Source organism: Brevundimonas bullata (genome assembly GCF_003350205.1).
In the GTDB taxonomy this organism is placed as follows: Bacteria; Pseudomonadota; Alphaproteobacteria; order Caulobacterales; family Caulobacteraceae; genus Brevundimonas; species Brevundimonas bullata.
Genome location: NZ_QLLC01000044.1, coordinates 552 through 18,138, shown reverse-complemented (window position 1 = coordinate 18,138; position 17,587 = coordinate 552). Strand labels below are relative to the sequence as shown.

Below are 17,587 nucleotides of genomic sequence, written 5' to 3'. Positions count from 1 at the left end.
TAACTAACCCAAGGACTCTGGTCGCCGCTGGATGAAAACTCAGAGGCACGTCACTTGATAAATAGGGGCCGACCAGGCGTTCAAAGCCAGTGCACGCGGGGATTTGCCCAGTGAAGTGAGACTGCGGCGACCATCCCAAAAAACAAATAACAGCAAAACAGGCAAAGTCCTCCGATCTCAGATCGGGCGGAGACTGGGCCGCGCATGAGCGCGGATGGTGGAGGGAACGGAGAGGGACCTGGCGGCAGCCACAGGACATTGAGCCGGCCAAAGGGCCGCGACGAGCCACCGGCTGGCGTGTGGGGGTAAGAGAGACAAGCTGGCTGGGGTCGGTGGCGGACAGAGAGGGACTGCCGCCACATCGTTTAAAATCAATCACTTAGCAGGCCGTGACTGCTACAAGTTTGAGGGGGAAGTGTAGCAGTCTGCCGCGCGCTTTCAAGGTGGTCCAAGCAGGTAGCAGCAGGCTGCGGCCATCATGCTTGGTTGAGTTCAAAGCCAACGTATCGTGAAAACTCCTCGGGATACTGAGCCAGCACCATAGTGAGGTGCGCGAGCGCGGCCGCTTCATAGCGATCAGTTGACGGCGGATTGGGGCTCGCCTTGACCGCCTCGTCGTAAGCTTGAAGCCCTGCGAGATAGATGTCTGAGCCATCCCCCAAAGCATATACAACGCCCCAGCGAGCGGACATGCGTTGCTGCTCAGTCGCTCGGCTATCAAGGGCTTGGTCGATTATCGTTGTGGCGTCCAAACGCAACTGTGTCGGCTCTAAGTAAGGCTTGGCCATGCGTGTAGATTGAACGGCGGCGTATCCTTTAGCTGCCATAAGCATGTCAGGTTTTAGATAGCCGTCATCGCCCGTCTCGATCCCAGCCTTCTTCGCAGCGCCCAGAGCAGCGCCCTCTCTGGCCCGCCGCGCGTCCAACGCCGCCCTGATCCGCTTCCGCGCGTCCGACGATCCAGCGGCCTGCACAATCATCGGGCTCATGCCCTGTTGAAGCATTCGGTGCGATACGGCGGTGGTTGCAGCCAGTTCGTTCAGCAAAGCATTGAATTCGCCAGCACTCAGTTCACGCTGTGCGGCGGTAAGTTGGGCTCTCGCATCATCATCGAACATCTGAATGGAGGCTGCGCGCTGCTTTTGCCGTTTGGCTTGGCCCATGACCCACCAAACGATTGCCCAAACGATAACGCCACCAATGATCCAGCCCAGCACAACACTCTCCTAATCTGTGCCCCTAACTCGCGGCCTAGTGGTTAAGCTCGCGTTTCCAAGGATAATGCGGGAGAGTGACAAGGTTGAATGTTCTGTCTATGTTCCTTGCAGCGATTGCGAGGCTGCTATGACCATTTTCGACCATTTCCCAAAAACGCCTATCGACATCGTAGCCCCAGACGGCACGCTTCGCTGTTCGACCACCGGCATCATCAGCGCCAATGAAATACAAGTTCCTGATGCATCTGTCGATGTGGAGGCTGGGGACGAAGTTCGGCGGCTTCTTCCAAGTGGAAAAGAGGAAGTCTTCATTATACGGGATGCCGTTTATTCTGACGGCTTAGGTCCTATCCCGCCGCATTATAGCCTCAAGGTGTTTCGTAAGGGATCGTTTGCCCGGCACACGGGCGGGCACTACATCAATGTGTCGGGAAGCAATGCGCGTGTTAACTTGCACTCAACGGACAACTCAACAAACACCGTCAGCACTACGTCGATATTTGCCCAGGTCGCGTCCGCCATTGAGCAAGGGGTGGAGGACGAGGCTGAGCGCGCGACCCTCCTTGAAGCCTTAAAAGCCATAGAGGCGAGCAATAGCGCGGAAGGGAAAGGGCAAGCCTATCAGCGGCTAATCGCAAACGCTGCCAATCACATGACCATTCTTGCGCCGTTTCTCGGCCCCTTGACCCAAGCGCTTTCACAGTAACCCCCGGCCGAAATTCGGCTTAGCTATGCGAGGGTAGACCTCCGATCCTAAGAGGCATCGGCTCCCCCGGTATCCCCTCCGGGCTGGCCGCAAATCATCATGCCACCAAGGCATTGCCTGCCGCCGCCATATCGCCAGCGACGCCGCCAGAAACGACAGGCTCACAAGTTGTAGGTTATGCGCTATGGCTCATAAGATAGATTGACGCGACATTGAGCCGGGCTTATGAGCCAGCTTAGAGCGCCACATAACTTATGAGCCAGTCATGCACCGCATCGCCTACTACCGCGTCAGCACCGGGGACCAGAGCATTGAGAGCCAGCGCCTCGCCCTCGGCGGGGACTTCGACCAAGAGTTCAGCGACGTAGGCGTAAGCGGCGGGACGCTGGCTGCTAAGCGGCTGGGCTTCGCAGACCTGCTAAGCAAGGTCCGGCCCGGCGATGTGATCCATGTCTATGCGGTTGACCGTCTCGGCCGGGACGCCTTGGACGTTCAGGCCACCGTCCGCCTCCTTATCGACATGGGCGTCACCGTTCACGTTCACGGCCTCGGCCCTATTGGTCGCGGCGTGGGGGAGTTGATCCTCGCCGTGCTGGCCCAAGTCGCAGATATGGAACGCCAGCGGATCAAGGAGCGGACGCAGGCAGGCCGGGACGCCGCGAGGGCCGCTCTGGAAGCCACAGGCAGGACCCACCGGGGGAAGGAAAGCCTCGGCCGACCGATGGCTCAGGACGCCGCCGCCGTGGTCGCATGGCGCAGGGAGAACGGGGCAAGCATCGCACAAACTGCCCGGCAGTTCGGCCTCTCCCCCGCCACGGTGAAACGCTACACAGCGGCGGCGACGTAGGGCCGGATCGCAGCGGCCACGCTAGACCGGATTTCAGGCTCGTGGGCGGGCCTCTCCAGCCCGCTCGACACTTGGGGCACCGACGCCCTCCCGGCGCCCCACCACCCTCCACAGGGCATATGGCGAAGGTGTCAGGTTTCGCCCAGGCATCGTCCCGCGCGACAGCCGGACCTGAGGGCCGATGGGATATTTTCGACGGGCGCGGCGACGGGAGTGCTCGTCCTTGATTGTGGAGCATCCCTCCAACAGCAAGAGCCGCTTATTACAGGCCCAACGAGCCGACAATTTTGTCTGTCGCTTCGCGCGTCTTGGCTTCGTGCTCCCAATAGGATTGCTCAGACACCTTCAATAGCGGCACGTCATACCCGCCGAAGCGGTAGGTTTGCGAATTTGCCGAGGCGCTTTGCAAAAGACTGCCGAGCGCCAGAAACATGGAGGCATCGACATCTTGGGAAAAACCTTGGGGGCGTTGCTTCAAGCCCTGAGCCAAAGAGGCGGCAGCGGTTGCTAACGGATGGGGACGCTGCCCCATCTTTCCATCGAACAATTCTGGCTTGGTCGAATAGAGCATTGCAACAAGGCGGCTAGACAGAGTTTTGACATCGAACTCTGGGCCAAACGGACTAGTTCTTCGGATGGCATCTTCGATGATGCCGCCCGCCTCAGTGAGCTTCGCCATGCTCTTGAATTTGCCAAACATCGTTAGTCCCCCGTTTCGGAATTACGCTCGCAATCCTAGCAGCTGAAAGCAATTGCCGTAAATGCCGTGGCCGTATGATCCACATTTCACGAGCCTCTGGCCGTGGTCAGAATGTCGGTCAAACAGGACGCGGACCAGCGCCTTGTGCGACTGGGCAACGGGATCAGGGCGCTCCGTGAGGAGTTGGGCCTATCTCAAGAGGCGCTGGCCGATGCGGCAGGCATCGACCGATCACACATGAGCCGGATCGAACGCGGGAAGCGGAATGTCAGCTTCCTCAACATTTGTCGGATCGCCGAAGCGCTCGACCGCAAGCCGTCGGATTTGTTAGTCGCCGGATCGCTCTGAACCGACCGCCTGTCGTCTAAATGGCGCGGGCGGCAGTTGCTTTCGAGGCCAATGAGATGACGACAACTGATATCCGCAAGGGTCTAGAAAACGCTATGACCGCCGCTGCGAACAAGGCCGCTGCGGACTACAGGGCGGCGCATCCTGAGGCGTCCCGCATGCAGGCGTCTGTCAAAGTCAACGCCTACCGGCAACGGCCAAGAGGATATAGCCAGTGGCCTGTAAAGCTCACGGAACTGTTTATTCGCACGCCTGCGGCAGCGGCGAAATCCAATGCGGAGTTAGTCGCATGGCTCAGCGAACGATACAACGGCTACGCCATCCCTGAGGCCGCGCTTTACAAGTTGCTATCCGCTTCTCAGCGGACAGCTATTGATAAGGCCCTGAGCGACGCCGGGATGACAGGGCGCACGAAGCCGAAAGATACTTTCTCCACTATCAAGCAGCGCTGGCAGGCGATGCGGGGCCGTGTTGAGGGCCTGAGATCGGCAACGGTTGAGGTGGTGTTCGCCGATGAATGCGTCGTCGTGGGAGACAAACGCTACACGATTGAGGCCGGGCGGTATCCGGCGATCAGGGTGGGGAAGAACCGGCTTCGGTCCGACATACTGGAGCAGTTGTTGCTCGGTTCATACTGACCTCCTTTCTTTCTTAAGAAAGGGGAAGAAAATGGCAAATCTGATTTGATACCCTAGGGGGACAGAAAACACCCGCCGCCGCCTTCCTGCATGGCACATTCACGGGGCGCATCTGTCTCAAATATCGTCCCACCCGGCCAATGGACTACAGCTGCGCTGAGGGGCCTCGCCACCCCTGACGAGCGATCACCCGGCCGGGTCCAAACCACCGCCCCAGCGCCCCGCTTTCCGGCCTTCTTGACTATCTCAGGGAAGCGGGCGGGGGCGGCAGGGTGAAGCCCGGCACCCGGTAGCGGGCCATGCCTTCGACCAGCGGGTGAAGAGGATATGCAGGGCCGTAATCGTCGCCCGTCTCACCAGTCTCATGCCCGGTAATGGCGTCATTGACCGCCTTATCCAGACGACAGGCGCGGGCGTAATGCTTGAAGCTATGGCGGAAAGAATGGAACACAACGCGGTCATCGGCGACGCCGCAAACCTTACGGAGGTAGCGGCTGAACCACTTGGACCAGTTGCCCATAAGTTCGCCCTCCGCTGTCGGGTTGATCTTATGGAAGATGCGCGCACGGCGCTCTGCCTTGGCGGCCGCCACCACCTTGAGGAAGCCCAGGGCGATTAGATCGGAGTGGATGGGGACGCGCCGCTCGCTCCCCTCCGTCTTAACCTTTTGGCCCCGTTCTTCGTTCTCTGCGAAGCGCATGACCCAAGCGGAATGTTCGCCGCCTTCTTCGTCTAGATAGGCTTCTTCATAGACATCATCGGGGTGAAGCTGCCCAAGTTCAGTCTGACGAGCGCCCGTGTAAAGCGCCAACAGCGGGAGCCAATACGCTGCTTCGCCACCACCTCCGACGGGACGAGCGCTATCTATATGAACGGGGCCGCTGAACATGGCCTTGAGTTCATCGCGATCAAAGTGCAGCCGTTTATCTTTGGCCCGCCTCTTGTCGGCAACCTTGATCCCTTTGGCGGGGTTCGCGGGGATCAGGTCATTGTCCACGGCGTAGTTGAACAGCGTCCCTAAGAAGGGGATGATGACGTTGATATTTCCCGGCGTTTTACCTTCGGCTAACAGGGCGTCTTTGAACGCTATGACATGCTGCTTGGTCACATCTTGGATCGCCAGCTTGCCGACGACGGCCTCGAACCGCTTAACCGTCCGCGTCAGGTCCCGCACCGTTCTCGGCTGCGGTATCCGCTCGGCCTTCCATTTGTCCAGCACATCAGCGAGCGGGACGCGGGGACCGCCGGATGCTGTGGGCTTGACGGCGGGAGCCGCAGCAAGGGCCGCCGCGCCTTCGCCTGTGAGGATCGCCAGCGTCGCCACCCGCATCCCCTCAGCCTCAGACAATGACAGGCCCACGGCATCGCCGCCGTCGAGGATAGCCTGATAGGTTTCCAGCCCTTCGCGGGCCTCAAGGTTGAAGTCTTCCAGACGCCCAGCCGCGAGGTATGCCGCCCGCTTCTTCCGCAGGCCGACAAGCGCCCGCGCCGCATAGGCGTCTATGTCTATGGGCTTGGTCGCTGCCTTGGTTTCGACGGTGGGGGCCTTCTCGGCTGCGGCCATAGCAGCCCGCGCCTCAGCGAACTCCCGATCCTGAGCGGCCCAAAGGGCGACATGGAGCCGCTTGGCCTCGGCCGGGTCCGCCGTCCCTAGCGCTTTGACGATTACTTCCTTGCCGCCATAGGCCGGGCGGAGGTCTTTGGGGATGACGCGGCGCGTGGAATACCGCCCGCCATCGCGCCTTAGAAGGCCAGTCAACACGTCTGCTCTCTCCGTATCGAGTGTAGCAGACATTCGGCCCCTAACGATTGTAAGTGACTGATTTTCCAACAAACTCTTTCAGATCAAGAGCTTGTAACACCGTGGCGGACAGAGAGGAAGCCCGATGGGCCTTCTTTTTCAATAACTTAGATGGACTAACCCACCCTAGGGCGGTCATTGAAATACAACGAGATTTTCCGCGTTTGGCTAACGGCCAGAGTTGGAAATCGAACACGAAAAACCCCGCCGGCGTTGCAGCGCGCGGCGGGGTTCAAAAGGGCTTGGTTCAGCACTCAAGGCCAACGGCATCCTACCGCGCTGCCTCCTCCATCGCAACGTCGGAGGTCAGCCAATGAGCCGCCTTCTCGACCTCGAGAATTTCGTCGCCGAAAAGCTGGCCTGGCATCAGCGCATCGCCAGCGACCCGACGGTTTCGCTCTCGGCCAAGGCCGTCGCCGGTTTCATTCTCCATGACCTGAACGCCAGCGAAGGCGGTGCCTGGCGTGGTCAGGAGAGCATGGCGGCAGGTCTGGGCGTCAGCGCGCGCCAGTTGCGGCGTCTGCTGGACGAACTCGAGGCGGCTTCATACCTGCAAGTCGAGGTCCGTAAGGGGCGCGGTCGAACCAATATTTGTCGCGCCACCCTGCCGGATGAACGGGCTGTTGCGTCGGAAAACCGGATATCAGCGGCCGCTCAAACTATCGAAAGGCGGACATCGGCGACCGTTCAAACGCCGAAAAACCGGACATTGGCGTCACGAAAACCGGACATGGATGTCCGACAATACCTTTATGACCCCATTAGAAGATTTCCGCCGACCGAGGCCCGGTGGTCGCGCGTCGAGGAGGTAACGCCAGCGCGGATCGTTCCCTTCGAGCATTCAGGCATTCGAGAGCGGGTGATAGGGATCGCGGGGGAGGGCGCTACGATCAGCTATCTCGACCCCGCTAGGTGGGATGCGGACGGCAGCAGCATCGTCTGCACCAGCGCTACGGGCTTTACTCGGTTGCGCGACCTTGCCGGAAAGCCCCTCGCCGCGATGGGCGTGTCCATCACGCTCCAAGCTGGCGGCGTTGGGCGACTGGCGGCATAGGCTTGGCGTTGCGGCGAATGAGCCGTTATTCGCCGCATATCTTGCAGGGAAGATCCTTGCATTTGCGGTGAATGCGGGCCACTTTCGCTGCGAAAGATGCGGTGATTATGACGTACATTCACGAACAGGACGGTTGGCCGGGCTTGCGCTGGAGCGACAAGCGCCTCGTTGAACCGCTGGCCGCCGTGCGCCATCGCCAGGGACGGTTGATCGGTCACATGGAGGCATTGGGCTTTCGGCTGCGAGAGGAAGCCGTCCTGCGAACCCTGACGGAGGACGTGCTGAAGTCCAGCGAGATCGAGGGCGAGGTGTTGGATCGGGAGCAGGTGCGCTCCTCCATCGCCCGGCGCCTGGGCATGGATGTCAGCGGGCTGATCGAAGCGGATCGCAACGTCGAAGGTGTCGTTGAAATGATGCTCGACGCCACGCAGAACTATGCTCGACCGGTGACTGCAGACAGGCTGTTCGGCTGGCACGCGGCGCTTTTCCCTACGGGGCGCAGCGGCATGAGCCGCATCACGTTCGGCGCGTGGCGCACGAGCGAGGGTGACCCCATGCAAGTTGTGTCGGGGCCTGTCGGGCGTGACCAGGTCCACTATGAAGCCCCGGAGGCGGCGCGGCTGGACGTGGAAATGGCGCGCTTTCTCCAATGGTTTGAGACAGCGGCGACCGATGCTGTTCTCAAGGCCGGGATCGCCCATTTCTGGTTCGTCACCGTCCACCCGTTCGATGATGGTAACGGCCGCATCGCCCGCGCCATCGCAGATCTCGCCCTGGCGCGGGCGGAGGGAACTCCTCAGCGCTTCTACAGCATGTCCGCCCAGATCCGCGCCGAACGGAAGGCCTATTACGACCTGCTGGAGACCACTCAGAAGGGCGACCTCGACATCACGCCTTGGCTGTTGTGGTTCATCGCTTGTCTGGATCGCGCCTTCGACGGCGCCGAGGTGATCCTCGCCAGCGTCCTGCGCAAGGCGCGGTTTTGGGAAGCCTTGGCAGGGCAGTCGCTGAACGAACGTCAGCGCAAGGTCATCAACCGCCTGCTGGACGGCTTCGAGGGGAAGCTGACGAACGCCAAGTGGGCGGCTTTGGCGAAGACTTCGTCAGATACCGCCCTGCGTGACGTCAACGATCTGGTCGGTCGAGGAATTCTGGTGAAGGACCCTAGCGGCGGACGGAGCACAAGCTATTCGCTGACTGTGTGATCGGTAAGGCGAGGATGCTGTAGGGAAATCGAACGTTCCTTGTCGCTTTGGAGACGACATCGCGTCTTCGAGTGGACATCCGGTCGGTGTCCGATGTGCGCCAAAAGACGGGATTGGTTCATTGTTAGGAAGGGGACGATCGTCTGGCTAGCGCGAAGGACTTCTGGCGCACATTGAAGGTCACGCGAGCCTTTGCAACCGTCCGTGCTACTCGTTGCCACTGATCTGATTTTATTTCTATGCGATCTGGCTGCGATTTTCCCGCTGACAACCTCAAGGCGCATTAGCGGATCAAGATGTTGGATTGGGCTTGGCTAGGTTAGTTTGGCTCCAGGCTGGGTCGTCGCTACCCCAGGTTAGTTTGCCGCACATCGGGTTGTGCGACTGGCAAAGCAGGGTTCCCACGGCGCGTTGCGATCCGCTGCTCGGCGTGGTCGGGTCCATGGGTCCGACCATTAACCCAACCGCGATGTTCGGATAAGCTTTGCTGCCTGCCTGCTCCGCCAACGCCAGACTGCTCGCGACCACGAACCGGGCGTTGGACAAACCACTCAGATCAAACGCCCTCTTGTGGGCCCAGCGACCGAATTCGGTATCGGAATCCAAGACTGGAACCAGCACCCAGTCGGGTTGATACAGGCGGATCATATCACCTACGGCCGAGTTGATTTGGAAGTCCTGGCAGATCAGGATCATCACTCTTCCTAGGCCATCGAGGTCCGCCACTGTCAGGGTTTCGCCGTCGAGAAGATCCTCTCCCAGCAGTTCTTCGGCTCCGATAGGATCCCAGCGAAACTTGGCTACTTGACCGGCGGTCATGGCATAGGGCCAGACCTTGCGATGACGCCAGAGCTCGGCACCAAGCGCATTATACATTATGGAGACATTTTCGCGTCGGCCGCGTTCGTCGCTCCGGCGACTTCCGCCGGATCCCGCGACGCTAAGCCGAGGCCATCGGTCTGCAGTTTCGGTCAGTTTCTCCGCGAAGCGCGTCGCCTGTTCCTCGGAAATCGTCAGTTCGGGAGCCATGGCGACGTCGAGATCTCCGAGACGCCTGACCCCTGCGAAGAATCGATCAGCGGCGTTCAAGTCGGATCGCGCCCGGATATCAAGGTGCGGTCCGCTCGGTCGATCCGGTCGCGACATTTCCAGTTCATCAGCGCGTTCGGCGACTACCACTACCCCTACGCTTTCCGACCCCGGCCGCCGATCACCTCGACGTGGTGCCGGCACCCCTTGGGCTGCGTCATGGCCGATTACCTTCTGGCTGATCTCTATTTTGCGGCCGTTGGCGTCCACAAAGCGCGGCGGGGCTGTCAAGGCGTTGAACCGGTCTTCCAGCGTCTCACCATTGAGGTGCGCCATCGTGCGCGCTCGGGCCGTAAAGGGCCCGCGTGGCGCGAGAATTCGGCTGTCGTCGACCGCATAGGGCTGCCCAAGCGTGCGCTGCTCTCGAGCGTCTTCTAGCCAGGCTGGCAAACGGCGGCGGCGGGCGCGAGAGGGCGATAGCAGCGCAGTTCGTGGATGGATCAAGAGGTAGACCTCATCCAAAACCTGCATGGCATCAAGAATGGCACCGCGCGCGCGTTCGAGGGTGCCGTCCTCGGTATGGAGAAGCCCTTCCAAAAGCTCTTGCGCGGCCTCCACCCCATTGTCGTAGGCAAGCAGATCGTCGATGTGCGCCTGGATGACATCGGGACGCCTGACGGCATCGTCGCGTTGAACATGCGACCAGGTTGCGGCCTGGTCCCAGAGCCGCAAGAACAAGGGGCCAGGAGTTCCGTCCGCGTCTTGGAAACTCGCGAGCGTCATTCGTCGATGGAACGCGACATGAGGCCCTCAAGCGCCTCCGCCGAGCGGATGAGCCCCGAAATGGTGTCCGCAGGGACATCAAAGAGCGTGCCGACCTGAATGAGGGTTTGCATTTCGCTCAAGATCGCCCTCGCTGGCTTGCGGAGAGAGCGCCCCACTCCGACCTCCTCATATCGGCGGATAAGCCCCGCGAGCATCTGACTTGTAGCTTTAAGAAGGTCGGCCACAACGGGAGCCACCTGAGCGCGAGGCTGGTTCGCCGCCATGGCGACAAGTTTAGCGGAAGCCGAGATATACTCCCAAGCGTAGCTGACGGTCCTCCCGAAGAAAACCGACGGCGGAGTGCGCAGTCGCGCGCTGCGGGGGGAGGACATCCGTCGCATCAACGTTAGCGCATGTTGACCGCGGTTTGTCGAACGCCCGGCCACCTCCACGATGTCTGAGAGGGCATTGGGTGAGGCGATCAGCGCATACTCATCTTCAAGGGCGCGCTCCAGATGGCTGGCCGCGCGCTCTGGATCCTCCTCGTGACGAAGCATGAGGAGATGTGCGCTGGCAGAGAGACGTCTGCGGTCCGGGTTCGGATCGGAATCGAGCTGCGGAAGGAGAGTGTCCACAACCTGCTTGGCTTCTTGGATGCGTCCCAGGCGCACGAGAAGTTGTGCCTTCATCAGCAGCAGGTTGCTCGTGTCAGCCTCTTCGGCCGACGCGCCCGCATCTCTGGCCCCGGCAACATAGTCGATGGCCTCTTCGATCAAGGGCATCGCTGCTTCGGGATTGTCTTCCATTCGAAGCGTCGCCATCCGCCGACGATAGCGGGAGCGCCGCAACATCGTGGATGGCGTCCAAGCGGCCCCGCTGACGATCTCGTCCCAACGCTGCAACTGATCGAACATGTCCGAGGGCGATTCCGGCGGATCGTAGATGGTCTGGAATCGTTCGAGCTGGATTGCATAAGCCTCTGACCACGCTAGGGGCTCCTGTTCAGCGCGATGCCGTAGCAGTTCGATTGCCTGTCTAGCGATATGTTCCAGCAGAGCCGGGTCAACCTCGTCAAACGCGAGTGACTCAAGGTCGATCGCTAGATCTGCGAGCTCCAAGAGATAGTCCCCGTCGAGTCCATCATAGAGTTCCGCCTCGGCGGCCCCTTCCATGAGGCGTTCAAGCTCCTCGGCGATCCGTGGGGGATCAGCTTCTCGTAAATCGTTCAGATAAGCGACGGTCACGGTCTTGTATTCAAGCCGTCGGTTGACGCTTTCCCGCCAAGCAGGGGAAATCTCGACGAGTTGAAGTTCTCGCCCAACGATCTGTTCTGCGAGCTTGCGGTAATCGAGCGACAACTGGTCATCTCTAGCCGACGGTGCCGCGAAGGGGGCGAGGGTTTCGTAGAAGGGCACGTTCTGGGCCGCTCTAACGCCTAGGTGCTCTACGTCGGATTTCGCGCGATCTGCGGAAAAAGCACCGGTGCGATGCAAAGCTGTCGCCGCGCGAGACCTAGCCTCCGCCTCATCCAGAAGTCCGTGGCGTGAGGTGCGCATCGGGACAGCGCGCAGCGTGACTGCTCCCCCCCGCTCCGCATGGATGGACGCTGCGACCTTTGCGATCCCCTCAATGTTCTGTCGATTGTAGATGAAGGTGAGGGCGACCGTGTCTGGCAACTGGATTGTACATAGACCCGCGACATCCGCGAATCCTGTCCGGCTATCCACAAGGATCAGATCGTAGTTCGACTTGGCCCATTTCCGAAGGCGCTCGATGAACAGACCTCCGCCGTAGTAGTCGACGAAGTCTGTCCACGAGAAGCGTACAAGCGCCTCGGCGTAGCTAAGCCGTTCCTCGTCCTCGATCCACTCGGAGCCGGCGCCGATAATATCAAGTCGGCCGGTTTCATGACGACCGTCATCCAGAACGCTGCACGCGCACGCGGCAAAAGGGGCTCCGCGATCATACTCTTCGAGCAGGGCATGTACGTCAGTCTCGCTCTCCGCGCCAAGCAGTCTCCGGCGCCAAGCCCACGCCAAGTCCAGAACGCCTTCGGCGGATTTGATCTCACGGGCGCGAGTGGGGTCGGACAGTCCACGGAAATAGAAGTCTAGGCCTGGCGCCTCCAAGTCCCAATCCATTACGAGGACCTTCAAGCCGTTCATCGCCGCCAAGAAGGCGACGTTAGCCATAGCCATGGTGCGGCCGACCCCCCCCTTGAACGAATAGAAGGTCGTGATACGGCCGCCTGCGGCCGGATCGATCATCAACTGGCCGCCGCGGGTTCATGCGGCACGCCAAGCAGTCGTGCGGCTTGTAGATAGCCCTCGATCTTCCCCGATTGCTCGACGAGCGCAGTCTTAACCGCAGGCTGCACCGAGCCGGCACCTCCGGCTGGTGTAAGCCTTTTTGCTTCGGCGTACTGCCGGGCACCGGGTGTCAGTAGGTTGACGGTCAGCTGTCCCATCTTTCGCCGACGAACGACGTCGTGTTCCTCAAGAAACTGTACTTTCCGGCTCACGGTTTCCTGTGTCTCATTGACCAAGCCGGCGAGCTCCACGCCGCTTTTCGGGCCTGACATAAGCGCGCAGATGTAGGGCTGGTACTTTCGATCAGCGATCACCTCATAGAAATCGTCGGCGGCCCGTTTGTCGAGGGCGCGCGCTGCCAGGTTCTGAGCAAATGCCAATCGACCGGTGGCCAGCAGATGCGCGAGATCCGGTTTTGCGTCAGCGTCTCCGCGTAGCGCCTTGCGCGCATCTTCGGAAGCGGCCGCTGCCCAATTGCGCACGGCATCCTCGAGGCGAGCGCTGATCTGCTCGAGAACAGCATTGTCTTCTGCAGCCAGTGCCGCCTCGAGACGGTCCGCTATGGCATCGAAAACAGAAGGGCTTAGGGTGCGGGCATCCTGCGTCTCCAGCGATTGAGCGAGGGCGGCCAATACAGGCCATGTCTTGATTTTCACAGGGTGGGTCTCCGACGATCTAGGTAAGCCCAAAGCCACTTGATATCAACTCTCGATCAACGATTAGGGTCCGCCCAACGTTATAAGCGCGCAGTGTGACCGCTTTCCCATCGCTTAAGGTTGATCAAGAGTTGATTGTACGATCTCAACGTCCGACTGGTCGCTGTGGGTGATTGAATTTCTCCTCAGTTTTTCAACGGGTGAAAGGGGCTGGGAGCGGGCTTGCTACTCGCCGAGGTGGTGCGAACGGTGAGGCGCTCGTGGGGCAGTCGCTGAACGAACGTCAGCGCAAGGTCGTCAACCGACTGCTGGACGGCTTTGAGGGGAAGCTGACGAATGCCAAGTGGGCGGCCTTGGCGAAGACCTCACCGGACACAGCTCTGCGCGATATCAACGATTTGGTCGGTCGAGGGATCCTGGCGAAAGAACCAGGCGGAGAACGGAGCACCAGCTACTCGCTGGCCGTGTGACCGATGAGGGGGCTTTAACTTGCCGAGCTTAGCGAACTCGGTTCTGTTATAGTCATGTCCTTCATACGCCCCGAGAAATATGTCTACTACTTCTGCGATGAAAGCTCCCAGGTTCGCGACCCCTATATGGCCGTAGCCGGCCTGGCCGTTCCCGATGCGGCCTTGGCTAAGATCCGCAATGACTTGATTGAACTCCGGAAAGCCAACGGCAATCCTCGGGAGGTCAAATGGTCCACCACCAAATCAAGGCGCGATAGCCCCGAGCGCGCGTTTGCTGACTATTTCGAAGCAGCGATCATGTCGGGCCAGATTCATTTCCATATCCGGTTCGCGCCCTTTGACGAATATAATCATAAATCCAGTGGGCCACGGCTGCGTTCTGATACGACAAGCAAAATGCATTTTCAGCTCTTGCTGCATCGGGCGCTTAGATTTTACGGTCCACGTTACAGTCTCAGGATTTGCCCCGACAACGGCGATTGTACCCGCGCCCTTCCAAGCCAGATTGAGACGCTTCATTGGATGTCCAGCGGAAAGTACAATACGCCTTCCGGCTGCATCGAGAGCATTCGATGCATGGATTCCGAGCGTGAGCCTCTCTTGCAGTTGCTTGATGTGCCTCTGGGGGCGCTGACGGCTCTAAGAAATAAGCGCGAGTTGTCAGCGCCTAAGCGTGATCTAGCCCACTACATTAAAGCGAAGTGGCCCGACCTCGACCTGCACGGGAACACACCCAACGGAAAGAAAGGATTTGTTGTGTGGAACGTAAAGCCCAAGGACACTAGGCCTCGTGACCCTTGGAGCTAGTTCTCTCTAGGAGAGCTGTCCAGCAAGTGCCGAAGGCTTCGCTCCAAGGGTAAGGGCAACATACCGGTGCAATCTAAGAATTGCAAAGCAATTCAGTCGCTTCAACCTGTTGAAATGGCGCCGGTTTTGTTTTTCTGTACAGTTTAGGCCGTTTCCCGCCGACTATGCGGGGGGGGGGGCGAAAATACATCCCGTCCTGACGTTCCCGGCGGCGCACGACGATGGCGCGGCACAGGGTGCGGACCCCGTTCGCTCGTGGAGTTTTATTCGCCTAGCATCCCAGGATCCCCATCCTCCAGCTCGAGCCATTCTAGCGCTTGGGGGTCAGTTTTTGGGTCCACACCGGGCAGGCAGAATACCTTATCACGGACCGTTATCGGATCGCCCAAACTCAAGGCGTGCTCGAAATGCTCGGCCACAACAAGATGTTGGGAGTGGTGGAGTTCGTTCCCACATCTGCACTGTTCAGGGTGTTCAGTTTTACACCAGACACCCGAGTCGCTCACCGTGAAATAGGCACCACGGGTAATGCCGAACCCGGCGGGTCGCGCTCCGAGGTGTTGAGTTTGTAGTTCCGTCAGCAGGATTGCGCCGTCACTCTGCTCCTCCAGATAGATGCCCTTGGAGTAAAAACTTCCTGGGCCGCCGTAGGGATGGCGGACAAGGCCGTCGATCTCTACCGCAACCGAAATCTTCTCGCGCAACAGGCTGGCCAGGCGCGGAAACGTCATCGCGCCGCTAGTTCCTCCGTGAAACAAGGTCTCTTGGGTCAGGAAAAAGGTCGTATCTCCGAAGCGCGTCCCAGGCTTGACGCTGTCGGCAAGCCAGAATCGTCGATACATGGCGGATGACGGCCCAAGGCGCCTGAGATGCTCGACTTCATATTCCGGCAGCGGCAGTCCACGGTCGAAGAAGTCGATCCCGAGTTCATCGTCCTCTAGCTCAAGCTTGGTCCAGGGAATTGACAGTAGGGCCGCCATGACCGGATCCGTTTTGGGTCCTGGGAAGAGACGTTCGGTCGTTAGCTCGAAGTGCGCCGCATAGGCACCGAATACAGCATTCGGCGCGCGGATTATCACGGATGCACAGTTGTCGGGTAGATTGCCCGACAATGGCCCGATCATGAAAGCAGATTGCGCCGAGCAGCGATGCCGCCCTTCTTCCGTTGCAATCTCCACCAGATCAACGGCGTTGATGCCTTTTGCTCGAAGCGCCTTGCGGTCGATCACGTAAAGACACCCTTCCCCCTCGGCCGGCTCATAGAGGGCGCGCGTTCGACGAACAAAAAAGGGATCCCTCCAACAATCCTCGATTAGTTCGCCGCAAGCTTCGGTTCTGTAGGAGTTGGCCGCAAACCAGCATGCCACTGCCGGATCGGTCGTGGCGTCCAGAAAGAATGACCGCCACCCATAGTGCTGCAGGATTGCTTGATCGACGGCCAAATCGGTTCGACCATCGAATGCCTTTACATAGGCGGAAAGAATGGAGCGGGAGTAGTGCCACCATTTCAGCATCCGATTCGGCTGACAACCATGGCGGTCGATGCTTGAGCGAAGGTCAGGGCCGCCGTCGCGCCGCAAGTACTCGCGCTTCTGTCCGCGCAGAAGAGCGCCGGGCGGTAACTCGGCCAGCGCCGTTACGAGCGTCTCCAGGTCCTCACATTCAATGGTTCGCATTTGCGTCTTTCGAAGGCTTGTTGCCCGCAGATCAAGCCATATGCCGCAGCTCAGAGAGTGGTCGGGGTTACGAAAAGTGGGCTCTTCTCGCGGCGCTGTGTCAGCCGACGTCGAACTTTGGCATTTTAGGCGTGGCAATCTTTGGCATTTCAGGCACGTCAATCTTGGGCATTTCGAACTTGAGCGCTGCTGCGATTTCGGTCCAGCGGTTCACGAACTTGCCCATGGCATCAGAGATCGCTTGCAGGTCTGCAGGATTGGGGGTGTCGCCCATGAACGCGCATAGCCCGACAGCGATTTCTCCGACTGCAGCCGTGGCGGCGCCTCGCGGTTCAATCTCAGCGTAGGCGGTCCGTAACTTCTTGAGGCACGCTTCGACCTCTCTTTGGTTGAAATGCGCGATCGCGTTCCGCAAATCATTGAAGCGAACCAGCGCGTGGCAAAGCTTGTCTGCTGCTTCAGGGGCTCCGGCCCAGGCGGCATTGAGAACGCTTACCTTGTGCGGGAACCCTAGCCTCGACAGCTTGTCTGCTCGAGGCAAAAGCGATGTAAGAACGACATCAATCTCCATCTCCATGGCAGCATGGTACGCGAAGATCTCGGGTGCTCGCTTGTCGATCCGGCCGGCGGCCTCGGCGAGGCGCCGTGTTCCCTCCCATGAGTCATAGTTTACGCCAGCCATGGTCACTCCAGCCCGTAGGTGATCGCGCAAGCCTCAGCGCGAATCCCAGATCATCACGGATTCGCGCCCGCGTCCTGCCTCCCGACGCCGTGTCCCCTGATGTTTGCGCCTTGTCAGCGGCCTCGTTGAGTACGTGGATCGCCCGCTCATCCCTTGTCGGCGTATCGACATCATTGGCGGGATGGGCGCTTCGTAGGTCTAGTCGAAGCGACTGATGCGAAGCGCGGCCATGACGCCGGGTCGAACTCGCGGCCGGGGCATCTCGAAGGGCGCAACCGCTTTTGACATCCTGATCGCACTGGCAGCATTGTTGGCGTTCTGACTCCCGCGTCAAAACGGAGTGATTTGCTTGCCTAGTTTTTCTGGAAATGACGCCGCCTCCCGCGCCTGGCGGCGTGAGCAGATGCAGATCAGTAGCGACTACGAAGGTTTGCCTCGTGATCGTCATGCTGATGCGATGTGCGCTGCCCTGGACGCTCTGAGTATATCCGACAAGGATCGCATCAGGGCGCTGACCGCCTACTTTAAGGCCCTGGCTGCGACGTCTGCCGAAAATGGCCGCTCTGACGAAAGGTGAGGCGATCAGAGCTGGCGCGGCTAGACCGCGCTGTGATCCCGGCAATGCCTCTCCGTCGTGATGGTTCGAGCATCGTCCGGTAACGGCCATCCAGTTCGCT

16 protein-coding genes are annotated in these 17,587 nt (G+C 59.8%); 8 read left to right on the top strand and 8 right to left on the bottom strand.

Features of this window, described 5'->3' with window-relative positions; all coding sequences use genetic code 11:
- Positions 1-476: 476 nt before the first annotated feature.
- Complete coding sequence (locus DXK21_RS14930) at positions 477-1,217, bottom strand: hypothetical protein (protein WP_114818570.1); 741 nt, start codon at positions 1,215-1,217, stop codon at positions 477-479.
- Positions 1,218-1,344: 127 nt separating this feature from the next.
- On the opposite strand from DXK21_RS14930, the gene DXK21_RS16610 reads away from it, so the two are divergent.
- Positions 1,345-1,923 carry a hypothetical protein gene (locus DXK21_RS16610; protein ID WP_162790714.1) on the top strand — a complete coding sequence of 193 codons (579 nt, stop codon included), beginning with the start codon at positions 1,345-1,347 and terminating at the stop codon, positions 1,921-1,923.
- 265 nt (positions 1,924-2,188) lie between these two features.
- A complete protein-coding gene (locus DXK21_RS14920) occupies positions 2,189-2,770 on the top strand; it encodes a recombinase family protein (RefSeq protein ID WP_114818568.1) in 582 nt (193 codons plus the stop codon).
- 262 nt (positions 2,771-3,032) lie between these two features.
- Here the strand turns inward: DXK21_RS14920 and DXK21_RS14915 are convergent, their stop codons facing one another.
- A complete protein-coding gene (locus DXK21_RS14915) occupies positions 3,033-3,470 on the bottom strand; it encodes a hypothetical protein (RefSeq protein ID WP_114818567.1) in 438 nt (145 codons plus the stop codon).
- Positions 3,471-3,581: 111 nt separating this feature from the next.
- Between DXK21_RS14915 and DXK21_RS14910 the strand changes: the two genes are divergently transcribed.
- A complete protein-coding gene (locus DXK21_RS14910) occupies positions 3,582-3,818 on the top strand; it encodes a helix-turn-helix transcriptional regulator (protein ID WP_211306052.1) in 237 nt (78 codons plus the stop codon).
- Positions 3,819-3,838: 20 nt separating this feature from the next.
- Positions 3,839-4,456, top strand: coding sequence for a hypothetical protein (locus tag DXK21_RS14905; protein WP_114818565.1), 618 nt, complete (start codon positions 3,839-3,841; stop codon positions 4,454-4,456).
- A 241-nt stretch (positions 4,457-4,697) separates the two neighbouring features.
- Here the strand turns inward: DXK21_RS14905 and DXK21_RS14900 are convergent, their stop codons facing one another.
- The gene (locus tag DXK21_RS14900) at positions 4,698-6,218 is read right to left on the bottom strand and encodes a site-specific integrase (protein ID WP_162790713.1); all 1,521 of its coding nucleotides are present in this window, start codon (positions 6,216-6,218) and stop codon (positions 4,698-4,700) included.
- Positions 6,219-6,570: 352 nt separating this feature from the next.
- On the opposite strand from DXK21_RS14900, the gene DXK21_RS14895 reads away from it, so the two are divergent.
- On the top strand, positions 6,571-7,311 hold the full coding sequence (locus DXK21_RS14895; protein ID WP_114818563.1) for a helix-turn-helix domain-containing protein: 741 nt from the start codon (positions 6,571-6,573) through the stop codon (positions 7,309-7,311).
- Between the two features lie 107 nt (positions 7,312-7,418).
- Positions 7,419-8,516, top strand: coding sequence for a Fic family protein (locus DXK21_RS14890; protein ID WP_114818562.1), 1,098 nt, complete (start codon positions 7,419-7,421; stop codon positions 8,514-8,516).
- A gap of 291 nt (positions 8,517-8,807) precedes the next feature.
- Here DXK21_RS14890 and DXK21_RS14885 read toward each other — a convergent pair whose 3' ends face one another.
- From DXK21_RS14885 to DXK21_RS14875, 3 genes are read right to left on the bottom strand one after another with little or no spacing between them, the layout of a single operon-like run.
- On the bottom strand, positions 8,808-10,283 hold the full coding sequence (locus DXK21_RS14885) for a hypothetical protein (RefSeq protein WP_162790712.1): 1,476 nt from the start codon (positions 10,281-10,283) through the stop codon (positions 8,808-8,810).
- 41 nt (positions 10,284-10,324) lie between these two features.
- On the bottom strand, positions 10,325-12,577 hold the full coding sequence (locus DXK21_RS14880) for a KGGVGR-motif variant AAA ATPase (RefSeq protein ID WP_114818560.1): 2,253 nt from the start codon (positions 12,575-12,577) through the stop codon (positions 10,325-10,327).
- Positions 12,577-13,275: a helix-turn-helix domain-containing protein gene (locus DXK21_RS14875; protein ID WP_162790711.1), complete on the bottom strand. Its 699-nt coding sequence runs from the start codon at positions 13,273-13,275 to the stop codon at positions 12,577-12,579. The genes DXK21_RS14880 and DXK21_RS14875 overlap by 1 nt, the downstream gene beginning before the upstream one ends.
- Positions 13,276-13,535: 260 nt before the next feature.
- Here DXK21_RS14875 and DXK21_RS14870 point away from each other — a divergent pair, with 260 nt between their 5' ends.
- Both DXK21_RS14870 and DXK21_RS14865 read left to right on the top strand, forming a co-directional pair.
- Positions 13,536-13,745, top strand: coding sequence for a hypothetical protein (locus DXK21_RS14870; RefSeq protein ID WP_245945243.1), 210 nt, complete (start codon positions 13,536-13,538; stop codon positions 13,743-13,745).
- 54 nt (positions 13,746-13,799) lie between these two features.
- Positions 13,800-14,552: a DUF3800 domain-containing protein gene (locus DXK21_RS14865; RefSeq protein ID WP_114818558.1), complete on the top strand. Its 753-nt coding sequence runs from the start codon at positions 13,800-13,802 to the stop codon at positions 14,550-14,552.
- 263 nt (positions 14,553-14,815) lie between these two features.
- On the opposite strand, the gene DXK21_RS14860 is transcribed toward DXK21_RS14865, so the two are convergent.
- On the bottom strand, positions 14,816-16,228 hold the full coding sequence (locus tag DXK21_RS14860) for an FRG domain-containing protein (protein ID WP_114818557.1): 1,413 nt from the start codon (positions 16,226-16,228) through the stop codon (positions 14,816-14,818).
- Between the two features lie 100 nt (positions 16,229-16,328).
- Positions 16,329-16,910 carry a hypothetical protein gene (locus tag DXK21_RS14855; protein WP_114818556.1) on the bottom strand — a complete coding sequence of 194 codons (582 nt, stop codon included), beginning with the start codon at positions 16,908-16,910 and terminating at the stop codon, positions 16,329-16,331.
- Positions 16,911-17,587 lie beyond the last annotated feature (677 nt).

What these genes read in the sequence shown, in the direction of transcription:
- DXK21_RS16610 (WP_162790714.1), top strand. Translation starts at nt 1,345, where the DNA reads ATGACCATTTTCGACCATTTCCCAAAAACGCCTATCGACATCGTAGCC.
- DXK21_RS14920 (WP_114818568.1), top strand. Translation starts at nt 2,189, where the DNA reads ATGCACCGCATCGCCTACTACCGCGTCAGCACCGGGGACCAGAGCATT.
- DXK21_RS14915 (WP_114818567.1), bottom strand. Translation starts at nt 3,470, where the DNA reads ATGTTTGGCAAATTCAAGAGCATGGCGAAGCTCACTGAGGCGGGCGGC.
- DXK21_RS14910 (WP_211306052.1), top strand. Translation starts at nt 3,582, where the DNA reads ATGTCGGTCAAACAGGACGCGGACCAGCGCCTTGTGCGACTGGGCAAC.
- DXK21_RS14905 (WP_114818565.1), top strand. Translation starts at nt 3,839, where the DNA reads ATGGCGCGGGCGGCAGTTGCTTTCGAGGCCAATGAGATGACGACAACT.
- DXK21_RS14895 (WP_114818563.1), top strand. Translation starts at nt 6,571, where the DNA reads ATGAGCCGCCTTCTCGACCTCGAGAATTTCGTCGCCGAAAAGCTGGCC.
- DXK21_RS14890 (WP_114818562.1), top strand. Translation starts at nt 7,419, where the DNA reads ATGACGTACATTCACGAACAGGACGGTTGGCCGGGCTTGCGCTGGAGC.
- DXK21_RS14880 (WP_114818560.1), bottom strand. Translation starts at nt 12,577, where the DNA reads ATGATCGATCCGGCCGCAGGCGGCCGTATCACGACCTTCTATTCGTTC.
- DXK21_RS14865 (WP_114818558.1), top strand. Translation starts at nt 13,800, where the DNA reads ATGTCCTTCATACGCCCCGAGAAATATGTCTACTACTTCTGCGATGAA.
- DXK21_RS14860 (WP_114818557.1), bottom strand. Translation starts at nt 16,228, where the DNA reads ATGCGAACCATTGAATGTGAGGACCTGGAGACGCTCGTAACGGCGCTG.
- DXK21_RS14855 (WP_114818556.1), bottom strand. Translation starts at nt 16,910, where the DNA reads ATGGCTGGCGTAAACTATGACTCATGGGAGGGAACACGGCGCCTCGCC.